This window comes from Neorhodopirellula pilleata, assembly GCF_007859915.1.
GTDB classification, from domain to species: Bacteria; Planctomycetota; Planctomycetia; order Pirellulales; family Pirellulaceae; genus Rhodopirellula; species Rhodopirellula pilleata.
The window spans coordinates 315,247-337,229 of the sequence record NZ_SJPM01000007.1; the positions used below are offsets into that span (position 1 = coordinate 315,247).

General features: G+C 55.5%; 15 protein-coding genes. 8 read left to right on the forward strand and 7 right to left on the reverse strand.

The window, feature by feature from the left end:
• Window positions 1-534: reverse transcriptase domain-containing protein (locus Pla100_RS17840; RefSeq protein WP_261344810.1), on the reverse strand; the 534-nt coding region annotated here is incomplete at its 3' end.
• Window positions 535-1,053: 519 nt separating this feature from the next.
• Here Pla100_RS17840 and Pla100_RS17845 point away from each other — a divergent pair.
• Complete coding sequence (locus Pla100_RS17845; RefSeq protein ID WP_146579047.1) at window positions 1,054-1,374, forward strand: hypothetical protein; 321 nt, start codon at window positions 1,054-1,056, stop codon at window positions 1,372-1,374.
• A 1,180-nt stretch (window positions 1,375-2,554) separates the two neighbouring features.
• Here the strand turns inward: Pla100_RS17845 and Pla100_RS17855 are convergent.
• Complete coding sequence (locus tag Pla100_RS17855; RefSeq protein ID WP_146579048.1) at window positions 2,555-4,231, reverse strand: LamG-like jellyroll fold domain-containing protein; 1,677 nt, start codon at window positions 4,229-4,231, stop codon at window positions 2,555-2,557.
• The gene (locus Pla100_RS17860) at window positions 4,228-4,746 is read right to left on the reverse strand and encodes a sigma-70 family RNA polymerase sigma factor (RefSeq protein ID WP_146579049.1); all 519 of its coding nucleotides are present in this window, start codon (window positions 4,744-4,746) and stop codon (window positions 4,228-4,230) included. The genes Pla100_RS17855 and Pla100_RS17860 overlap by 4 nt, the downstream gene beginning before the upstream one ends.
• A gap of 333 nt (window positions 4,747-5,079) precedes the next feature.
• Between Pla100_RS17860 and Pla100_RS17865 the strand changes: the two genes are divergently transcribed.
• A complete protein-coding gene (locus Pla100_RS17865) occupies window positions 5,080-6,669 on the forward strand; it encodes a sulfatase family protein (protein WP_146579050.1) in 1,590 nt (529 codons plus the stop codon).
• Window positions 6,670-7,034: 365 nt separating this feature from the next.
• Complete coding sequence (locus Pla100_RS17870) at window positions 7,035-8,273, forward strand: DUF1559 domain-containing protein (RefSeq protein WP_146579051.1); 1,239 nt, start codon at window positions 7,035-7,037, stop codon at window positions 8,271-8,273.
• A gap of 421 nt (window positions 8,274-8,694) precedes the next feature.
• Here Pla100_RS17870 and Pla100_RS30895 read toward each other — a convergent pair whose 3' ends face one another.
• On the reverse strand, window positions 8,695-9,093 hold the full coding sequence (locus Pla100_RS30895; protein WP_197168036.1) for a hypothetical protein: 399 nt from the start codon (window positions 9,091-9,093) through the stop codon (window positions 8,695-8,697).
• 219 nt (window positions 9,094-9,312) lie between these two features.
• Between Pla100_RS30895 and Pla100_RS17875 the strand changes: the two genes are divergently transcribed.
• From Pla100_RS17875 to Pla100_RS32455, 3 genes are all read left to right on the forward strand, one after another.
• A complete protein-coding gene (locus Pla100_RS17875; RefSeq protein ID WP_231603171.1) occupies window positions 9,313-11,601 on the forward strand; it encodes a sulfatase family protein in 2,289 nt (762 codons plus the stop codon).
• 313 nt (window positions 11,602-11,914) lie between these two features.
• Entirely contained in the window at window positions 11,915-13,075 is a 1,161-nt protein-coding gene (locus tag Pla100_RS17880) for a hypothetical protein (RefSeq protein WP_146579053.1), read from the forward strand.
• Between the two features lie 333 nt (window positions 13,076-13,408).
• Window positions 13,409-13,624: an addiction module protein gene (locus tag Pla100_RS32455; protein ID WP_197168038.1), complete on the forward strand. Its 216-nt coding sequence runs from the start codon at window positions 13,409-13,411 to the stop codon at window positions 13,622-13,624.
• Between the two features lie 327 nt (window positions 13,625-13,951).
• On the opposite strand, the gene Pla100_RS17890 is transcribed toward Pla100_RS32455, so the two are convergent.
• Both Pla100_RS17890 and Pla100_RS17900 read right to left on the reverse strand, forming a co-directional pair.
• Window positions 13,952-14,773, reverse strand: a complete 822-nt coding sequence (locus Pla100_RS17890; protein ID WP_146579054.1) for a C-type lectin domain-containing protein — start codon at window positions 14,771-14,773, stop codon at window positions 13,952-13,954.
• A gap of 764 nt (window positions 14,774-15,537) precedes the next feature.
• Window positions 15,538-17,058, reverse strand: coding sequence for a sulfatase family protein (locus Pla100_RS17900; RefSeq protein WP_146579055.1), 1,521 nt, complete (start codon window positions 17,056-17,058; stop codon window positions 15,538-15,540).
• 109 nt (window positions 17,059-17,167) lie between these two features.
• Here Pla100_RS17900 and Pla100_RS17905 point away from each other — a divergent pair, with 109 nt between their 5' ends.
• Window positions 17,168-18,967 carry a leucine-rich repeat domain-containing protein gene (locus tag Pla100_RS17905; protein ID WP_146579056.1) on the forward strand — a complete coding sequence of 600 codons (1,800 nt, stop codon included), beginning with the start codon at window positions 17,168-17,170 and terminating at the stop codon, window positions 18,965-18,967.
• A gap of 3 nt (window positions 18,968-18,970) precedes the next feature.
• Here the strand turns inward: Pla100_RS17905 and Pla100_RS17910 are convergent, their stop codons facing one another.
• A complete protein-coding gene (locus Pla100_RS17910; RefSeq protein ID WP_146579057.1) occupies window positions 18,971-20,731 on the reverse strand; it encodes an endo-1,4-beta-xylanase in 1,761 nt (586 codons plus the stop codon).
• 194 nt (window positions 20,732-20,925) lie between these two features.
• On the opposite strand from Pla100_RS17910, the gene Pla100_RS17915 reads away from it, so the two are divergent.
• On the forward strand, window positions 20,926-21,894 hold the full coding sequence (locus Pla100_RS17915; RefSeq protein WP_146579058.1) for a phosphoribosylaminoimidazolesuccinocarboxamide synthase: 969 nt from the start codon (window positions 20,926-20,928) through the stop codon (window positions 21,892-21,894).
• Window positions 21,895-21,983: the final 89 nt, after the last annotated feature.

Genomic DNA, 21,983 nt, shown 5'->3' on the forward strand with positions numbered 1-21,983 from the left:
CCGGATGTGTTGCTGAACGAGATGGATCGCTTCATGGGCTGAGCGATAGGGCCGAAAGCCGAAACTTGACTCCGAAAAGTTCGGGTCGAAGATCGGCGTGAGGACTAACAAGATGGCTTGTTGGATTACGCGATCGATCACGTTTGGAATGCCGAGATCGCGAGTGCCACCGCCATTGGGTTTTGGAATCGACTTCCGGCGTACGGGGCCGGGCTGATAAGTCCCCTCCAAGAGTTGTTGACGCAGGTTCGGCCAGAGGTCTCGGAAGTGGTCGGGGAACTCGTCGATGGTAATCCCGTCTGGTCCGGGCGCGCCACGATTGGCTTTGACTCGTTCCCAGGCACATTCAACATTGGCCGGGTCAACAATTTGTTCCATGAGGTTCATGGCCACGGTGTCCAAGGCTGGCTTCTCCATGATCGCCGAGTCGATGTGACCTGTGAGGGACTCCGAAGAGCACGGGCCGTTTGCTTCCTCCGCTCCTTTGTGGTTGTCGGAGGTCGGTTCTGTGTGTTTCGGATCGACTGAGTTCATGGATGGTTCTTCCTTGTCAAGAAACGTTCGGTCCTTCCCGTCTCCGCTGGCTGCGAAGAAGTGCGGTACTACGACCTCTGCTGACTTCTGCTCGCACGATTCGGGTCACCCCGGTCGCCCCGCCTTTCAGGTCAAGCCTTACTCACGGGTACGCTTGCAGATCTCCCCGAATAAGGGACGTGAACTTTCGTTGCGCAAGTGCGTCGCCTACAAACGGACGTTGTCGGAAAACGGCTTTGTGGTCCCAGGGCCACTCGCCTCAACATCCGCCTGCCTCCACGACGTTTCTGTTCGTCACCTCGCAGCTTTGGCGAGAACGTGTGCCAGCGACGATTCTTTGCTGGCTTACCGGCCACATTCGCAGGCTTCCTCTCCACGGTCTGTCGCCTCGCCGCAGTTGCCTTCGCCTAGTACTTCTTCTTGATCGATCACATTTGGTATGCTGTCCTTCGTTCAAGTTCCGTTTTCGTACAGGGGACTGGCTTCCCGAAGGAAGCGGCACCCCACAAGTTCACGCCCATGTCGGGCGTACCCACGGTGCGTGATTGGAAAACGCTTGTCGGGCTGCAAACTCGCACCAAAGAAGACTTCACGCCTCCCAAGCCACATCCGATCGCCGACCACGCGATCCTGGGTATCTGGAAGTATGGCCCCCACACGCGCGAGTTCAAGGTTGACGGCACATGTACGCTCCGCTCCAACGGCGTGGAGCAATGGACCAAGACCTTTATCGCTGATTCTGCGACACAGGTGACTATCGAAGGTTCCTACGGTCACCAGATTCGGGAAGACGGCCAACTAAATATCGAAGGTCGGTACATTGCAACCAAAGTGAAGTAAGTTGCGCCGGTGAGAAACACGCAGTTAGACGAAGTTCACAGGTGAAGCCGTCGTTCTGCCCCGTGGGGTCAAAATATTGAAACGAGCATTTCGGCCGGCGAAATCCAAGGTTGCGTGGGTGAATGGAGCGCCCTGCGCAAAAACTGCGCTGCTACGATGTTAGGTTCGGGATAGATCATTTTCCATCGTCGCGCCGCCACAGTCGATTGATGAATTAGACGCGTAAAGTCTTGTTAAATCCGAAGGTTGAGTTTGGCGCTTCGATGCGCGCAGATGTTGATCGCTGCCATGCCTTTGGCACCGCGTTGAAACGATGCTCTCGCGCGACTGTATTAAGCGGCTTTTCGCGAGTAGCTTTTCAGCAGTCCGCCGAGTCGTTCGTGGCAGCGGATATCGAATCCAACGTCTGATCGTTCCCGGATGCACGATGGTTGCCAGCTCTTTCAGCGCCGATCCGAGGTTTTTGGCAAACCGCACCAACCGGTTCTTCTCTTGCTGAGTTAAACTGATTCTGGCCGGAAGCCAGCTCCGTAGGATCCGGTTCTCTGCTTTGAGGTAGCTCACTTGCCGGGCCAGGTCCTTGTCCGTCGACTTGGCAATGACGAGCATCAGCGAGGTGTAGATATTACGAAAGTTGGCCATCGAAGAATCCGCGCAATTGCCTGACGAAACAAGGGCGGAGCGCACTATTTGCACCCCGCAGCCAAGTCCTCAGAGTAGTCTGCGGTAGCTGCCATTCAATCTCGATCCGCCATCGCGTTTCGCGGACCACTGTTAACTGAGCTAACAAAAAGTTCGATGCCGGTCACCCCCGTTAACACAAATCGTCCCTCCGAGAGAGACATCGAGAGCCACCCGGCAAACCGAGCTAGGCGAGCCAGTTCGCCGACCTCGCTAGCGGGCCATTCGGCGATTATCGTTGTCTGGCCTCCGCCAATCAAATCGGCGAATCGGACCAGACCGAGTTCAAGTCGCCGGATGACCCGTCATCAAGCGAGCAAGAATGAACCAGCAACCCCAACCCAACAACCCGATGCACGGCGTCACGCTCAAAGCGATTCTGGAATCGCTTGGTCGCCGAGTACGGCTGGGAGCGGTTGGGCGAGCGGATCAACATCCATTGCTGCAACTACGAACCGACCATCAACAGCAGCCTGAAATTCCTTCGCAAGACCGCGATTCATGGCACGAACTGCTGTGCTGGAGCTTCCTTGAATAGATTCGCCAAGTCTTCTGCGGTGAGGGCTTTCTCGAAGATCGCAAGTTCGTCGATACGACCTTGCCAGAACCCTGGATTGCGTAGGTCGGGCGTCTGCCCGTCTGGACTTAGTTTCGCAGCGATGCCGAGTCGATCGGGACCGTCAACTGCGACGCCATCGCAGGGCTTCGACGCAACCGGTTCGCCGTTACGATACAGGGTGAGTGTTTTTCCATTGGCCACAAACGCAACATGCTGCCATTCATGCAGAATGAGTGGCTCGCTATCTCGAAGCTCAACGATCATGCCGTTGCGGTCACGAACCTGGACTTCGAGTTCCCCTTCGTCTTCATGCAATCCGAAATGAAATTGGCCGCCTAAACCGGTGTTGGCTGGACCACCTCTGACAAGTTCGACGGCCCAGTGTTTGGCGATCGCGGCCCAGCGTGGTCGACTTTCCGCCCGGACCCAAGCACAGACTGAAAGTTGTCCCGTCTTTGACTTCGGGTAATCGTCAATCCAGGCATAAGCTCGGCGTTGTGGTCCGCCAAACCGCAGTGATCCCCCCACTTTTCCAGGAGCATAGGGCGGCTGTTCCATGGTTCCACTGTCGATGGTTCCCGTAGAGCGTTTGCTTCCTAATCCGTTGATCGTCTTGCCATCTTCTACGAACTCCATACGCAGATAGACTGTGGGGAGGAGGGACGAAATCAATCTCGCATAGGTCCGATCCCGATCATTCGGATCGTCGAGTTCGCGAATGAAACGCTCATGGTCGATGTTGATACCTTGTGGGATCACACCGGTCACATCGACACGTGTCGCGTGATTCGTGCGAAGCTTGACAACTGCTGTGTTGGGCGGCGCGTGAATCGGTTTGACGTCCACTTCTCCCTCAAACACGTGCACCTCACTGCTCTTGTCCGCAAACACTTCGACACCGAATTCTGTACCAAAATCGACGACGCTCATCGAGGGCGTATCGACGACGAACCCTTCGCCGGCGGGTGACACTTGTGCCGTCACGCTTCCCTCGTGCAGAACCATTCGCATCTCGCTCTCGATTTCAAAACGTGCAGGTGCTTCGAGGATGACGTCGACTCCACTTTTGAACCGCAGTTCCACGATTCCGCGTTCCAATTCGTACGCCCCCGTCCGAGCAACATCACCCTGGGAAAGAAACCGATTCGCGTCTGCGACGGAGAGTGTTGCCCCGAAACTCTGAGCAATCATTCCGACCGAATCACGCCGCTCCCATGCGATCCCCGACTTTGGTAGGAAGGCCTCTTCCTTCGCAACCGTTTTCGGTTTCGGACCAAAATCAACGAGTTTCTCAGTAGCGGTCCAAAGGAGTGAACACACCGCCAATAGACTTGCGGAGATGGCAATCCCTCGCCAATGCCGCATGCTCTGTGCACTTTCGGCATTTCGAGCTTCACGCGAAGTGCTCATCATGTCATCAGCAAACTTGAGTTCTGGCAGAGACCCGTGCTCCCATGCCAACATGGAGTGCAGCTGACATTGTTCGGCATAGTATGCCTGCGCCTCAATATCGCCACGAAGAATGGCCTCCAATCGTTCGCGGTCGACTTTGTCCGCCGACTTGTCAATCATCAACTCGATCAATTCGACCAGCTCTTTGCGAATCAAGTCGTTCATGATGCCATCTCCTCTTCCAGACCCTGATTGATACAGCGAGCCAACGCATTTCGCGCGCGAAAGAGCAGTTGCTTGACCGCATTGACTGTCATCTCAGTCTCATTTGCGATGGAATCGAGTGATGCGCCAGAATCGTAACGACGATGGATCACCTCTCGCTGTCGTTGATTGAGTTTTTGTAGGCACTGCCGCATCAATCGTTGGCGGGACTCGAACGTCTCTCCCGCGTCACTGGCGACCTTGGCGATCTCGGCTATCAATTCATTATTGAACGACAACCTTTCACGCTGCGACTGTTTTCGGTGAGCCAGGACCTGATAGTAGGCGATTCGGAACGACCAGGCGATAAAATTGGTACCCAACTCAAAGTCGTCTTCCTTCTCCCAGAGAATCGCGTTGGTTTGCTGCAGCACATCGCTCGCTTGGTCGGCATCGTACAACAGCGACAATATGTACCCGTACAGCCGACTCTGGCTGCTGGTAAGTAGTTGTATGAACTCTGGCGTGCGTTTCATTTTGAATGCGGGCAAATGAGACGAACTCGCGTTACTCTCCCGCGGGCAGGGTGGCAGTTTAACTTTACCCACCCTGCGGGAGATTGAAACCAATTGTCCGCGTTCTCGAGACTTTAAAGCTGCCCGACCCTCAGGAAGAAAAGGATTTGTAAGCATTTGCATGAGCGAATAGCAGTGTAGGACGTTCGGTTACGCGTGATTTAACGAAATGCACCTTGGGCAGATGTTTTCAACGAAAAACACGCGTTGCGAAGTGTCAAACCGTAACCGATTGAGAATTCCGCTATAAGAAACTCGATGTTCAACTCTCTTTTTTAAGGCGGAAGATCCGGTATGCGACAGATTATCTTGTTTTGGCTCTTCACATCTGTCCTTCTCGTTGGGGCAAACCCCGTTTTGCATGCCGATACTCGTCCCAACATCATCTTCATCTTGACCGACGACCAGAGTTGGGACTCGGTGGGCTTCCTGGATGGCCAAGTCCACACCCCGCGTTTGGATAGCATGGCCCGCGATGGGATGTACCTGAGCAACTTTAATGTCACCACGACAGTTTGCTCGCCGTCACGTTACAGCTTTCTGACTGGGCGATATGCGGGCCGCTGCGAAGGCGACCGATTCCTGCGTGAGCATCCTCCCGGTGACCAAACACAGGTCGAGAATATCGGTGAGCTCGAATCGCATCGTTGGAACGTGGCCAAAATATTGCAGGCCAACGGCTACACAACGGGTTTTGTGGGTAAATCTCATGTCGTGCGACATGATCTGATCCATAAGCTTGGTTGGAGCCTGGACGCGGACCCGACCGATCCCGTGATCAATGAACAGATGCGGGCCAATCATCGTCGTTGGTGCGAAGAAGTCCGCAAGCATGGATTTGACTACGCTGACGGTGTTTACGCAGCCAACTTGAAGGAACTGCACTGCGATGCCCTGAACGTCCACAATCTCGATTGGACGATTGACAAAGCGATCCAATTCTTGGAGTCTCCCAAAGACCAGCCTTTTTTCTTGTGCGTCTCCACCACCCTTCATCACGGACCAGCGCCCTGGGTAAATCGTTTTTCGCTTGAAGCAGACCCGCGAATGACCGGTGAAGGTTTCGTGCCGGAAGGATTCGATGTGTTGCCGCGACGCGATGATGTTCTGGGGCGTAACCGCGAGGCGGGTTTCAAGGATGCTGCTGCTTACGCGCTATGGTTGGATGACGGTGTCGGTGCAATCTTGGACAAAGTGAGCGAGCTTGGCATCGAAAAAGATACGATGATCGTTTTTGTTTCCGATCATGGCTCTTATCGGCATGGCAAAACAACCTTGCACGAGTACGGAATGCGCGTGCCGATGTTGTGCGTTTGGCCGGGCAGAATCAAGCCTGGCTCTGTCTATGACGGGATCGTTGCTAACATCGACTTTGCACCAACCGTCCTCGATATTTGTGGAATCAAGCCGCCCAACGACTATCTCTGTGATGGAATCAGTTTCAAACCCGTCCTGTTGGGTTCTCAAGAGCCACTTCGCGAAGTGCTGTTTGGAGAGATGGGGCACTCCCGCTGTGTAAAGACCAAGAATTGGAAATATATCGCGATTCGGTACCCGGCAGAGGTGCAGGATAAGATCGATCAGGGTCACAAGTTCGATGCCTTCGGTGACCACCCCAAGCTGGATCTTCCGTACCTGACGCGAAACACACACCTGGGCCATTACGCATCCCAGGTCAATCCACACTACTTCGAGGCTGACCAGCTCTACGACCTCGACAAAGATATCGAGGAAAACAGCAACGTCATCGAAAACTATCCCGAAATCACGTTTTGGTTGAAGGAAGAACTCTCCAAGCAGCTGTTGCAGTTTGAGGGAAGGCCGTTCGGCGAGTTCACTACGGGCTTTCAATCATTCTCAGGCTCCGAGAACCAGACGCAATAGCGTCCGAGAGAGACCTCTCGCGATTGAACTGGATCGCATGACCGGATACTGCACGCCTAAAAAGATAAGCGAGACTCGCACTGATAAATCACCCGAAATCCTGGCCAGATTTCGAGCAAAACCCGCGAAAAGCGGTGAGCAAGGGCGATCAGAATCTGTTTTTTTCGAAAATTCAACCGTAACTGCGGCTTCTGAGCCGCTATCTACCCCATAAGACACTGTTCGATCAGCTTTCCTCAAAAGGGAAATGCGACCCAGCCTAGCGGGACTGGCAAGTGAAATCGAACGGGGCGAAGTCACTTTGACAAGCGACTGGAGTGTTCCAGACGCGTATTTTCGTTTTCAATACTGAGGATAGGGATTTTATGAAAGGTTTTACACACAACCGGCGAGCATTCACACTGGTCGAGTTGTTGGTCGTCATTGCGATCATCGGAGTTTTGGTCGGTCTCTTGCTACCGGCCGTTCAGGCTGCTCGCGAAGCGGCCCGTCGCATGAGTTGCAGCAATAATTTCAAGCAACTCGGGTTATCCATCCATAATTACCATTCGGCCTACAATCAGTTGCCCAAGCACATGGGAGGCACGTTTGGACCGGGGGGCCCGGCGTCGAACGATCCGGTCACCGGGACCAATCAGAACAGCCTTAGCATGCTTGTCGGTCTCCTGCCGTTTTTCGAGCAGCAGGCATTGTGGGAGCAAATCAGCAATCCGCTGCAGGATCCTCTTGGGGGTGGCTTGTTTGCACCAATGGGGCCGCGTCCTGAGAAAAGTCTGGGCCAACATGCTGCGAGCCGCTACACACCCTGGCTTACCAATATCCCGGCACTTCGTTGTCCAAGCGACCCGGGGGTGGGTTTGCCTGCTCACGGTCGAACCAACTACGCGGCCTGCCTGGGCGATTCTGCTCATCGCAACAATTTCGGTGGCTGGGAAACGAATGTGGGCTCTGACCCGACGCCGGCGGATACCAGCTCTGAACAGGAAGCGAGAGCTTCATGCCGCGGATTCTTTGTACCTCGCTACATCGTCCGTTTTCGCGACGTCCTTGATGGTTTGGCCAACACCATCGCGATGGGCGAAATCCCGACGGACCTCGGTGACCTGGATCGCCGAACCCATACCGTGGTATTCGCTGGCGGCGCTCTTTGGGCTGCAGGCAACTCAAATGCTTGCGAAAGCTATGCTGATCCACAACGGCCGCAATTCCTCGATGCGACTCTAGACGGAGTGAGCTTCAAATCCGGCGCTGCTGAGCTACGCCGCGGGTATCGATGGGCCTGCGGCACACCAATGAATAATATCGTGACCACCATTCTCCCCCCAAACGCTGGATACTGTGCCAATGGAGCAATACCCGCTGGCTTCGGCGACACTCTAGAAGCGGTCGCACCTCCAGGAAGTCGGCATCAGGGAGGCTGTCACGTTTTGATGGGAGACGGCGCCGTCAAGTTCATCACCGACTCGATTGAAGCTGGTAATCAGGAAAGCGCCCAGGTACGCTTCGGTGCCGGTTTCGTGCCTCCTGGATCAGCTAGCCCGTTCGGTTTGTGGGGAGCTCTCGGCACGCGGGGCGCCAAGGAAGTGCTTGGCAAAGAGTTTTAGGCAAGACTCGGTCAATGCGTACTGTACGGGTTGGAGACGCTGATGGTCTCCAGTCCGAGCAGTTATTTATTCCTGCAGGTTTCTAATCCAACTCGTTTCATTTCTATCGAAAACATCCTATGAATCTAACCAAGCTAGTTATCAGCCTATTCATCTTAACGCTACCCGTATTTGGATGCGGTGGAGGTGGGTCGCAACCGCAAGCAGTCGAGCAGGATGAACTCACAAAGTATTTGGAGGAAAATCCGGACGTGCTCAGGGATTCCGCGGGGTACGGAGATGGTTCCGAATAGTTTTTTGCCAATAGGCACCGGCGACTGAAGGCTTGCGCCGTCTGTGCGCACCAAGCTCCCTCTCCAGTAAAAACCTAGGTTGATCTCTGATGAGTATTCGAGACATGTTGAAGCCCAGTCGCCTGATGTCAAAGCTTCGCCTCGGGCACGTTCTTGCTGCCCTTTTCTGCTCGGCGATCACGCCACTGACCGCCTCCGACGTGGTGGTCAGCTTCGCCAACGTTGGATCCGGCTTTGGAGATCCCACGGATCCACGCTCCGTCCCTTGGGTTCCATCGGGGGCGCCGGGGCACACCTTGACTCTGGAATTCGCCATCGGCGAGACCGGAGTGGTGTCGCTCGCTGCTTCGACCGACAGCACCGAACCGCTGTTCCAGTCGATGGTGGCCCAATGGGGCAACGCGTCGGCGGGCGCGGTGACAGACCCTTCCATGCGGGGTCAATCTTTCACCCTGGTCGGGAGTTGTCGCGGCGGGACGGGCGGCCTGACGATCACGGAGAATGACGGAGGGGGCATCGGAATTCAAGGCGAGAATTCGAACCGAATCGATGGCTCGAACTATGGATCGGATGACGCGAACTCGACCCCGGAAACGCTGAGGTGGACCCTCCGTGCACCGGCGGGTTTGGCCTTGAATTTCGTTGATTGGTCTCACGCAGACGGCGAAGCTGGGGATGTTCAGGTCTCTGATGGAACCAATAAAATTGACTTCGCGAACCTTTCAGGTACGACGGGAACGAGCTCATTGTATGGAATCTCGCTCACCAACGGCGATTCCCTGACCTTTCGGGAAATCCCTGACTTGCGTTTGACGACCGGGGCTGCGATTGCAGGCTTCACCTTTTCGATGATAGCCAAGGTTCCCACGGGACCCGGCTCCGACAGTGGAGGAGGTGACAATCCTCGGACGACACTGGCCAACTGGAACCCGGACGCACTCCCGGTCGCGTCGAAGGATGCCATCATCAACGGTCACGATGTGACCATCGATCATGCCGTGGCCAACTCCCCCGCCGCACTCCAGATCGTCGACGGCTCCTTGACCCTCCGGGACAGCGGTCGTCTGACCGTCGATTCCATGAGTATCGGCGAGAAGCTGGAATCCAGCGTTTGTCTGATGCTCAAAGGATCGACCGCGTCGCTCAGCCACTCGGGCACGGGGACCTTCACGGTCGGAAGCTCCTGCACGGTGCAAACGATTCCCGATCCCGGAGGCAGCAGCCCACTCGAACTCGACGATGGGGAGTTGGTTCTCGAAATTGGATACGAGTGGATCTTGGATGGTTCCGATTACACCGGATCCTTCACCCTCGGTGACCGGTTCTTTCTTGCCAATTTTGGAAACCTCACTGGTAGCACCGACGGAATTCGGACGCGAAACTTTGACCTCCCTGCCGACCGTCGGCTCGAACTGAAGGCCACTTCGACCTCGCTCTACTACGAGGTCGTCGCCCAGACCGCTGCCATCGGCCCGAACATCATCATCATCAACGTCGATGATATGGCTGGCGGCCAACACTTCCATTTTGAGGGCCGCGACTGCCTGACGCCGACTCTCGACAAGTTGGTTTCCAGCGGTCTGCGTTTTACCTCAGCCTTCGCTGCCGCGTCCGTCTGCGGTCCGTCGCGGTACTCGCTCATGACCAGCCGTTGGCCGTCGCGCAACACCAGCGAGCAATTCATTGCCCGTTACCCGCTCGGCACGCTCGGACGTTTCGGCGTATCAGATACCGAGCTCGAGCCCGATGACCAAAACCTAGCTGCTTGGCTACAGCAGGCAGGTTACCGAACCGGCCTCGTCGGCAAGGGCCACCTCACCGACGACGACCTGAACCAGACCGCCAACTGGCCATCCAAAGGCCTGATGACCTATCCCTCGAACGCCGATCCGGCAACCGACGCCACGACCAACGCAAAGATGAGGCACAATCACCGAGTGCTCTGCCAGCGGATGCGAGCCTTCGGCTTCGATTACGTCTCCAGCTACTACAAAGCGAACCTCGCCGAATTGCGCAACCAATCCCTTAACGTCCACAACCAGGAATGGATTACCAAGGGTGCGCTTGACTTCATCGAAGAGAACCGCAACGAGCGTTTCTTCCTCTACATGGCGCCGACGATCAATCACGGTCCGGTGCGCGACGACCTCAGCAAGACGCTCGGAGCCGACAAGGGCTACACCAGTGCCGGTTATCTCCCGAATGAGGACTACTCCTTCATGCCCGAGCGGCAGTCCATCATCGACGAGGTCACTGATGCCGGCAAGGAGCTGATCTCCGCCCGCGAGACCTGGCTCGACTACTCTATCCAGGCGCTTGTCAACAAGCTAGCCGCGCTCGGCATCCGGGATGACACGCTGATCCTCTTCACTTCCGACCATGGCGAAAAGGATCTGAATTCCTCGCGGCCGGGACAGGGCCCGTTGATCTTTGGTAAGTCCTCACTGTACGACCTCGGCATGAGGGTGCCACTCATCATTAACTGGCCCAACGGTATCGACTCGCCAGGGCACATCTACGATGAACTCGTCAGCCACGTTGACATTGCGCCAACTCTGCTCGCGTTAGCGGGAGCTTCGAGCCTGCCGACCCGTCCGGTCGATGGGGTCAGTCTCTTACCCGTCCTCAACGGCAGCCGCACCGCGGTGCGAGATGATTTATTTGCTGAGATCGGCTATGCCCGCGCCGTTCGAACCAAAAATCGGAAATACATCGCCGTGCGGTACACTCCCGACATCGATGACCTGATCGACAGCGGCCACCTGTGGGAACGGGTGGAGGGCAACACGGCGACCGGCGAGTTCACCGAACCGCGTCCCTATTACGTCGACAACCGGCAACTCGGCTCTCTAGCCGCCAACAGCAACCCTACCTACTTCGACGATGATCAGCTCTACAATCTCGATTCCGACCCGGACGAGGACACCAACATCTACTTCCAAGAGCCTGCAACCGCGTCTGAGCTTAAGAAGCGACTTTTCGAATACATCGGCGACATCCCTGACCGACCTTTCCGGGGATTCAGTGACGACTAGACGGAGTTCTGAACTGCAGCGTCCAGCCCCGCGGCGCCAAAGTGTTGGAACGAACACTTCGGCCGGTGAAATCCGCAGTTGCGTAGGTAGATCGGATCCAATTCTCGGTCGAGATTGAGCACATCCAGAACACCGCTGGCAAAAATGCAATCGAATACGGCGGCACCGCAAAGCAGATATCACACCGATGTTTTGAGGTCCGAGTAGTGCAGAGCGAGCAAAATAAATGGCAAAATAAATGGTGCCACCCACCATTGACAGGGGGCCCGGCGGCGTGTATGATTCGGGAAATTACTCAAACCGGGAGATTGCCATGCCTCGTCCACACCGCTCCCAACAGTTCTCGCCAGAAGAGATTTGCTATGTTCACTGCATACAGCGATGTGTTCGGAGAGCATGGCTGGCTGGGGTCGATCCGGTCTCGGGAGTCGATTATTCGTTCCGGAAAGAATGGATTCGCAGGAGAATGGAGGCTCTTGCCTCAGTGTTCGCGATCGATGTGCTTTCCTATGCGATTATGAGCAATCATATCCACCAGATCCTGCGAAATCGGCCCGATGTCTGTGCGCAGTGGTCCGACGAAGAGGTCGCGATTCGCTGGTTACGGGTCTTTCCTGGTCGACGGATGGAAGAACATTTGGCTGAACCGACCGAGAATGATGTCAAAACACTCGTCCGGGATAAGAAACGTTTGGCGGAGGTGCGGCGGCGACTCTGCGATGTGTCCTGGTTCATGAGGGCACTTTCCGAACCGATCGCGCGGATGGCTAATTTTCAAGATCAGTGCACGGGTCGATTCTGGGAAGGTAGGTTCAAGGCTCAAAGAATTATCGATGACGCAGGGTTGCTTGCCTGCAGCATGTACGTGGATTTGAACCCGGTTCGGGCGGCAATCGCGGGAGGTCCGGAAGGATGTCAGTTCACGAGTGCATATGATCGCGCAGAGGCACAAAAGGGAGAACAAGTCGACTCCGCCGCGTTCGACCTGAAGCCGATTCCGACGGAGGAAGCTGGCCGCAAGATCCGCGAAACACCGGTCGATGACCTGCGGAAAGAACGCAAAGTGAAACGAAGGAATCCGACCGGCCGTCGGATCTTACGTGACGCTTGGTTGAGCCCTTTGACGATGAAGCCGGATAATCTTTCGGGCGAAGCCGAGGTTCACACCGGTGGGGTTCGCAGTAGTGATCGTGGGTTCTTGAATCTGGCTTGGGAGGACTACTGGGAACTGCTTTGCTGGACGGCCAAGCAGAGTGTCCAGGGCGTCAAAGCGGAGGTGCCTGCGCGGCTGGCGAAGCGTTTAGCGGCGTTGGGCATTGATGTGTCGATGTGGCGAGATTTGGTTTGGAACTGGCAACGTTACTTTGGCAAGAGCGCGTGTGTGGGTCGTCCTGAGTCCATGAAGCAGCACGCCGAGCAAACGGGACGCCACCACTACCGAGGCCAAGGCAGTGGCGCGGTTTGCTTCGCGTAGTCGGCCTGCTTCCAAACGTCGTCCGTTCAATTTGGCAGCTGAACACTCAGCTAGGCTTGCCGCTGCGCTGATTGTCACGCCGAACGCGGAAAACGCAGTCATGGCAGTTCAATGCCAACCAATTTCTCGGCAATCCCGCAAGCTGGCAGGGTGCATGCATGCGCCGCAGTGGGCGAGTCAAACAAGGGCAAGGTGCAGTTTCGCAATTCGCAACTATAGTCCGCTATCCCTGGTTGGCACCATTTGTGTTCGCCATTTGTATTCGCCTGCCCGAGATTTGGGACGCTTGACCTGCTACAATCAAGACCCCTCAACTTCTTTGGAGACCCACGAATGGTGCGCGCGTCAGACCTCGCCGATCTACCTGTCAACGACAAACTTCAGCTTGTAACGGAACTTTGGGATCAAATCGCTTCCCGGCGGGATTCGCCGATTCTCCCGGAGTGGGTACGGGATGAATCGAATAGACGATTCGAAGCGATGGATCGTGATCCAGAGGCGTGTTTGACAGAGGAGCAAATGTGGCGGCAGGTAGATGGAGCGCGTTGAACGATTCAGTCCAGAATTTCCTTCCGACGTCTTGGACGCACTTTCATACTACGATGCGATCGCAATTGACCTAGGCGATCGCTTTCGCGACGCATTAAAGTCAACCCTTGACGATATTCGCGTCCGACCAGAATCGTTTGGCTACACCGACCCGCCTACATGCGGAAGCAATGCTTTCCAGATTTCCGTACATCGTGGTGTTCCGTGTTACCGAAAGCCAACTACTATTCGGAGGCGTCTTTCATTCTGCATCTGAGCCGACTCGTTGGCACAAACGCATGGGGACGAGCTGATGAATAGGCTGATCAGTTGCTCGTTCGTATTGACCTAATCGACTGCCCATTCACAGACGAATCCTCGAGCGACGTTTTCGATGTAGGAATTAGGCACGTCGTGCCAGTCTCCACCTTCCACGATGGACAACATTCCGTAGTCCTCGCCATTGAAGTCGTTCGGCTCTGAATGTCCGTTACCCCATCGATGCCATTTGCTGAACGACGGTTTTGAGCCATCGACCCACACCCATTCACCCTCTTTTTGCCTGTCGGTAATTCCGATCCAAACGCGATCAAGATTCACTTCTTTGCCGAGTCGGGTCACGAAGTCGTTTTCATCGGGAGAATTGATTACAACCATTCGTCCTTTGATCTGTTGACAGTACAAGGCCGCCTGTTCCCAGGAAACGTCGGCCTGAAGTACCTTGTAATAATTGCTTCCAAACAACTTCGCGTCGGTGCAGCGGAAAAAGGTCTTCGATTCTCGCTGGACCGATGCGGCCATCGTGTCATTGTCGGCGCGGGTGTAATCTTGAACCGCTTTTTCAAACTCGCGAGCCATTGCCGAGATTGCTCTTGATACTCGCGATTTGAGAGTGCGAAGAGCAATGTCTGGAATCAGCCCACTCGATTCGAACTCGGCACGCACCAAGACGAGCTCATCGAGAGCGGCTTTGTCGCCGCGGGCTCGCAACTGACTTTCTCGTTTTTCAAGAAACTTCGCAACTAAATCGTGACACTCCGCGATCTCGGCGTGATACTTGTCTTTCGCTTCGTCCAGGGCGTCTGCGATCAAATCACCGTAGCTGCACGGGCCATGGAGCCCGAGTGCGAAAGTCATGGTCAACCAAAAACAGACTTTGGGAATTCGCATTGGGAAATCAGCCTTTTCGCCAGAAGTGCACTGCCCATCCTTGGTTTGACAAATTACAGATAGTTTAAAACGCCGAACGGAAGACTGCAACTTGGGAGAGAACGCGGTAGAATCAAAAGACTTCGTACATCGTAGGGCGTGCAGTCTGCTCAGTAGCAAGTAACTTCAGGCCGCTGACAGTCTTCGAGAGCTGAACAATCGATTTATTTCCACATCCGGAGACTGTATCCTTTTCCAGACGCGACTCCAAATCCCGCTTCGACAAGCCGCTCTTAAGTCGATGATCGTCTGCATCGTGTCTCGTTTCCATCGCATCCCTGATTGCTTCAGACGTTGGTTGAAAATCTCCTTGCAGCCTGCCTCCGTGATGCCGCTGCCCTCATCGTCATACCAAACGTGAAAATCGCAATCATTGCAATTCAATGCCAACCGAATTGCCGCGATGACTGAACCAGCGATTGGCTCGATTAGCTCGATTTCTATCGTCTTTCGAGCGATTACGAGCACCGCGACGCTGAGAACGTGTTTTAAAAAGGGGTCTGACCCTCTCCGGCGAGGCCAAAAACCCAATGAAATCGATTCGCCTCCAAAGGGTCAGACCCCTTTTTAAAACACGTTCTGAGCACGAGCACGAACGAAGGTTGAAACCAGGCCTTGCACCGAATACGAAGAAACGTGGAGGGCACCGTCTGGCTTGATCAGTTTGCAGCTGAAATGAAAATGATCCAACCGAAACAGTCGCTTTGATCAGTGAACGGTTTCGTTCACTCGTAATCCCATTTCATGATCCAAGGATCGTCGTACTTTCGCTGAGCCGATTTGAGTTTAGCTTGGTACTTTTCCAAGATGTCCGCATGACCGGGACTGGTCGCTAGGTTGGTGGATTCGTGAGGATCGGCGGCGATGTTGAAGAGTTCGAACTCGGGACGTTGCACGTACCGACCGACCGTCATTTGGCCGTACGGTGCGTCGTTGCCTTTGGCCAATTGAGCCTGCCAACTGCTCGCCGCCCACAGGTCACTCGCGAACGGGTACGGCAATGGGTGGGCAATGTTCCAGATTAATTTGTATTGGTCGTCGCGAACCACTCGCATCGGGTAATACATCTGGATTTCGTGGAACGTGTGCGAAGCGAAGATCTCGTCGTGATGCGGCAATTCGGGATCGGCCAACACCGGTAGCCAGCTTCGCCCATGGTACTGATCAAACGGTTTGTGCCCGTCATGGTTGTCCATGTTCGATAGTTTTTGTTCATCACGAAACTTCTTGATGTTGAGCATGTCCTTAGGGGCGTTGGCTTCGTTATCCAGTCCGCCTGCGAAATCGAGCAGAGTCGGCGTGATGTCGATGTGGCTGATCATGGCGTCGGTCTGGACACCACGCTTTTCCTGGTACGGGTCGCGAACGACCATCGGAACCCGCAATCCACCCTCGTAGACGGTCGTCTTGCCGCCCGCGAACGCCATCCCGTGATCGCTCGTGAACAGGATCATCGTTTTGTCGTACAGGTCGGCCTCTCTGAGAATCTCGACCAAACGAGCGACTCCCTGATCGACGCGAGCACATGATTGATAATACTGTGCCAGTTCCGAGCGGGTCTCCGGCGTATCGGGTAGGAATGCGGGAACGATCACATCGGCCGGATCAAAGAAGACTTCCTCCACGCCAGCGTGAGAGCCTTTTTCTTTCTTGTTGCCGAACAAGTCCGGCTTCATTTCCAACGGTGAGGTCTGATCGATACCGCCGCCGCGATGCGGGTCGGACGTGGCAAAATACAGGAAGAACGGTCGATCATCGGTCGTGTCGGTCAGGAACGCTTTAGCTTTGTCGGCCATTGCGACTGCGTTGCGACCGTTGCCGTCTTTCAAATAAGTCTCGTAGTGATAAACCGATTCGGGGGCCACGTGATACTTCCCGATGTGCCCGGTGCGATAACCGGCTCGTGTCATGACGCGTGGCAAGGCGAGTTTGGCAACGTCATTAAAGGAGCTAAACTTATGATAGTGATGTTGATGACCGAATTGCCCGTTACGATGGTTGTGCAATCCGCTCATCACGACGCTACGGCTAGCACTGCACGAGGCCGTCGTGGCGAACGCGTTGCGGAACACGACGCCGTCGGCGGCGACCGCGTCGATCGCCGGCGTGACCGCGGCCGTGTCGCCATAACAACCCAACGTCGGACTTTCATCGTCGGTGATAATGAACAAAACGTTCCGTTCCGCCGCCGATGCGAATGAAGCGGCAACCAAACTAGCGACCAACGGCAAGGCCATGGTTCGCATCAACCATTGGAACCTACTGACAAAAAACTGCGGGAATCGAAGCATGGAACTCAGCAATCAAATAGGTGGGATGGGGGCAAGGGGGGAAGGGACGTCCATTTTAACCGAAATGAATTCTCGAGGGATCCTCGTCGTCGTGTTTTGGATCTTGTGGCTGAATCCACGGATGGTGGATGCCGTCGATCGCACCAAGTGCATCCTGCCGCAGGCCGTGTCGCAGGTCATTCTTGCCGACCGGGGAGATCAAGATTGGAAGCAAAAGATCGTTGAAAAATCCTTACCGAACAGACCGATCACCCGAGCCGGAGTCTTGCCCACCGATGCGCTCGGCATCGGTGACCGGTCAACCGGAGGCGACCTGGATTGGCACCGATACATGGCGGTATGGCAGGCCGACCACAACGACCTCGCCGTGCGACGCTGGCTGGGATTGCCGGTTCAAGACGAGGTTCAAGTAGCCACCCGACGTGGGCGAGTGTCGCCTCGGTTCTTGCCTTGGATGCCGGGTTCGTTTGTTGTATTGCAAACGCCGCACTTTGAAATCCTTTCCCGAGCCGATGCTGAATCTTCACAGCGAATCGCACGTGACGTCGAACGTTTGTACTGGGTCTGGACCCAAATGTATTTCCCGATGTGGGCCGGACGGGATCAGGTGGCCGTGGTGATGGACGATTGGGATCCGTCGCAACTGAGCGTCGCCGAACACCTGTCGCGACAAGCGAACCAGCGTCTGTCATCGCAGACACGTCACCGCATCGTTTTGTTGCCGGATGCGAAAACTTACCAATTGACGGTTTCCAATCCGCAAATCGCCGCAGGAGCGTCCGCCAACGTCGCCGCATCGGAAGGCTTTTACAGCGACACGTTGGCGACGTCGTTTTTCTATCCACAAGAGAACCTTTCGAGTCTCGCCCACGAGATCGCTCATCAACTCTTTGAAGAAGCCACCGACCGACCGCGACGCACACGGACGGCGGGCACGACGAAGGACTTTTGGTTGATCGAAGGCATTGCGGGACACTTCGAATCGTTTCATGCGGGTTTTTCGTTGGCCAGCGTCGGTGGGTGGCAGAGTGACCGGCTGCAATACGTTCGCTATCAGACTCTCATCGCGCAACAACTGATTGCACCGATTGAAGAACTGGTTGGAAATCGGGCGGCGATTCAAACGCACGGTGATCTTTCGCGTTGGTACTCGCAATCGATCTTGCAAACTCATTACGCGATGGACACGTTCGCCGCCTCACCAGACCAAGGGGCTCCGCCGAAATCTCTGCATCGGCCCAGTCTTCTCAAGCGGCTCGCCGACATCTATCGCGTCGACGTGTCCGATTTCCCAACCTTGCAGTCGGCGGATCCGACATGGACCGCCGATCGGATCGATCGCTTTCTGTTGGTGGATGATGCCGTCATCGAATCCAATCCAGCTTACGACGATGCGACTTCGTTATGTCTAGCCGGATGCGATGTCACCGATGCCGGTTGGGCATTGATCCCGCCCATGCCACGGGTGCGCTGGTTTGATGCGTCGCGAACACCGATCTCGAGTCGACAAACACGGCGAATTCTTGACGGTGCCGATCGGATCGAACAGTTGAGCTTGGAAGCGACCCAAATCGATAACAACGTGATCGAGATCGTCGCTCGGCAGAAAAGGCTTCGGGAGCTCGACGTCAGTTGGACACCGATCGATGACACGTTCGCCGCCGGATTGGCTGCATGTCCGTCGATCGAAACGGTTTGGTTGACCGGTACCAAAGTCAGCGACGCGACGCTGAGCGTCCTTGCCAAGTTGCCCGATTTAAAGACAGTGGACGTTCAACGAACCGCTGTCAGTGATTCGGGAATCACAACATTGAGGCAATCGCATCCGGATTGGGAGATCAATCCGTTGAACCTTGCACCTTAAGAACTACATCAACACTTCTTCGCGAAGCGCCGCTAGATACTGCAACAGCGGCCGTGGCTTACCGCTGTGATCGATCACCCCGGCGTGAGGCGTCAGGTGGGGATGTTGATCCGACCATCCATCCCAAACCACTGCGTGAACGATCTGTTTAGCCAGCAACGTTTGGATCAACGGGCGTGCGAACTCATGCTGAACTTTCGCCCACGCTTCGGCTTCGTCTTGAGGTGACGACGCGTCGACCGCTTGCGGCGAAAGGGCGACCGGACGCAAGCTCATTTTGGCGGCGGCGTCTTGCCCCGGCGCGGCAGGCACGGAAAGCTGTACGAGCAGCGGTGCGTTCAGCGTCGCCCAACGATCGATCAATTGGGCAAACTCCACCGAGGATCGCGGGTGGGTGTCGCCATGGGAATAACCAAAACGGAAGTTAAGCCCGATTCCCGCTAACCCCAAACCACTGCGAAGCAACGCGTCGGCAAAATGCAAGGGTGAGATGCCGTTGGCGTGCTTGGCGAGGTATTCACCGCACGGTTGGTCGATCGACATGATCACGGGCGTATTAGGGTCGCATCGGCGGATCGTTTGCAACACGCCGATCGAAAATCGCATCACCTGTTCGTCGTCGAGCGAGAGCGGACCGGCGATATTCAAACCCGATGCCGCATTCCACAAGTGAACGCGACCGCGAAATTCATTGACGGTGGCTTCGACAAATTGCGTCATCGCCGACATGAGTTTTTCGAAATCATCACCGAGCAGCGTCAACCAATCCGGTAGCAAGCCGTCGCGATGGTCGATGATCGGGCCACCGATTACCCGCATGCCTGCTTGGCCACAAGCGTCGAGAACTCGATTGACGCGACTGAAATCATTCGTTCCCGAATCCGTTTCAATGTCACCCCAACTGATCCGGACTGCGGCGGCGTTGAACGCTTGCGATATTCCTTTTTCGCCGAATTCGGGGACTTCGTCGGCATGGTCAGGTGTATCGAGCGAGACCGTTTCGTGAGCCCTGGCAGGTTTTGAAACGCTTGCGGTTTGGTCACTCGAAAGTGAACTCGACGCAGAGTTTCCGGTCCCGGAACTCGTCGCGGAGTAGTGATCGGGTGCAAACGAGCAAACACTCACCGCCATCATCGTGCTCAAGCGAGGTTCGCGCGTCCGGCGAAACGACATCGATTGCGTAGAAAAAAGATCGCCCAATGTCGATGCCGCCTGCTCGAGCAAACTGATCGCTTGGATTGCGGCGAGCGTGGAACGCGTTTCGCCGTCAGGTTGCTTGCCGGCTTTTCCATTGCGATCCGGACAGAGTGGTTGAATCGCATCCAAGAACGCCTGAGTTCCCCGTTCGAGCAAGTCATTGAAATGATCGTTCAGGACCAAACCACCGCGTTGCCAAGTGTCCGCTTGCATCCGCACCCGATGGCAACTGCCGCGAGCCAACTCCGTCAAAAGTTCATGCGGCAGATCAAGGCATCGCAACGAACATGTTGTCAAAACGCGATAGCCGATTCCCTCGACCGGGCAGGTCAAAAACAATTTGGCCGACGTATCAACGCTGCGATTGAGCGTGAAGATCCCGCCTCCCCGGACGTCCGATCCAGACGGCTCGTGATTTCCGAGCACCGACGAATCGCTTGCTGGACGAAAAACACTCCGCGTTTGCCAAGGAACGCCTTCGATTCCGCACAGGTACGCATCCTGCCAACGACTGGCGTGAAAAAATTCGGATGCCGCCTCAGGGACATGAAAGTGCATTTGCCCCATGGGTTCAATTGGCTCGGGAACGTGTGCGGAAGGATGATAAAAGAACACTGACGCAGCCGACGGCTGGTCCCACCATCCTAGTCATTCGTCGTGGGCTCTGCGAGATGTGCGGCAAAAACAACCGATGTTTGAAAAAAACGCTCTCGCAGCCCTACGGACTGGTCAATTCGGCTCGGTTGTGCCAAATTTCCCGCATGAACGCACAATCTCCCGATCGAACCGATGACCATTCGGATTCCCCGTATGTTTACGATGCCGCCGGCGCGCTGCTGCAGACCCATCTGCCGCTCCCCCGACGCCAAGGAAAAGTTCGTGACGTGTACGATCTGGGCGATGAACTCTTGATCGTCAGTACCGACCGAATCAGTGCGTTTGATTACATCTTGCCGTCTGGAATTCCAGGCAAAGGCGAATTGTTGACGGCGATGAGTCGGTTTTGGTTCGAACAGATCGACGCCGGGCAAATCGGCAGCGGTCGATCGTTGCGTCATCATTTGATTAGCACCGAAGTGCCCGAGTCCGTCGCCGCCGTTGTCGATCCCGAGCCGCTGCGGGGCCGGATCATGGTCACCCGCAAGGCGAACGTGGTTCCGTTCGAATGCGTCGTCCGTGGATACCTCGAAGGTAGCGGTTGGAAAGCTTACCAAGAGACACGATCGATCTGCGGCGTCGAATTGCCCGAGGGTCTGAGTCAATGCGACCGGTTGCCCGAACCGATTTTCACGCCGGCAACCAAAGCCGAATCCGGGCACGATGAGAATGTCTCGTTCGAAGTGATGGCCGGAGCGATCGGTCAATCCTTGGCCGACGAATTACGTGGACTGAGCCTTGCCATCTATGGCGATGCGTCAAAGATCGCCGCCGACCGAGGAATCCTGATTGCCGATACCAAGTTCGAATTTGGCACGGTCGCCGACCCGGTATCGGGTCAACCTGGTTTGATCTTAATCGACGAAGTCCTCACGCCGGACAGTTCGAGATTTTGGGCCGCCGACGAATTTGAGCCGGGGCGATCACAACGTTCGTTCGACAAGCAGTTCGTGCGAGAATGGTTGTCGGCGTCCGACTGGGATCGCAACAGCGACCCGCCGGTATTGCCCGCCGAAATCATCGAAAAAACCGCCGCCCGATACCGCGAAGGATTTGATCGTTTGACGAAGTGATTGTGATTCGGCCTTTCGTCTTGCGAAACTATTGGCGAATTTCGTTGCATGAAGGAACTGTTCGGAAATAACTTCGACATTTGCAACGA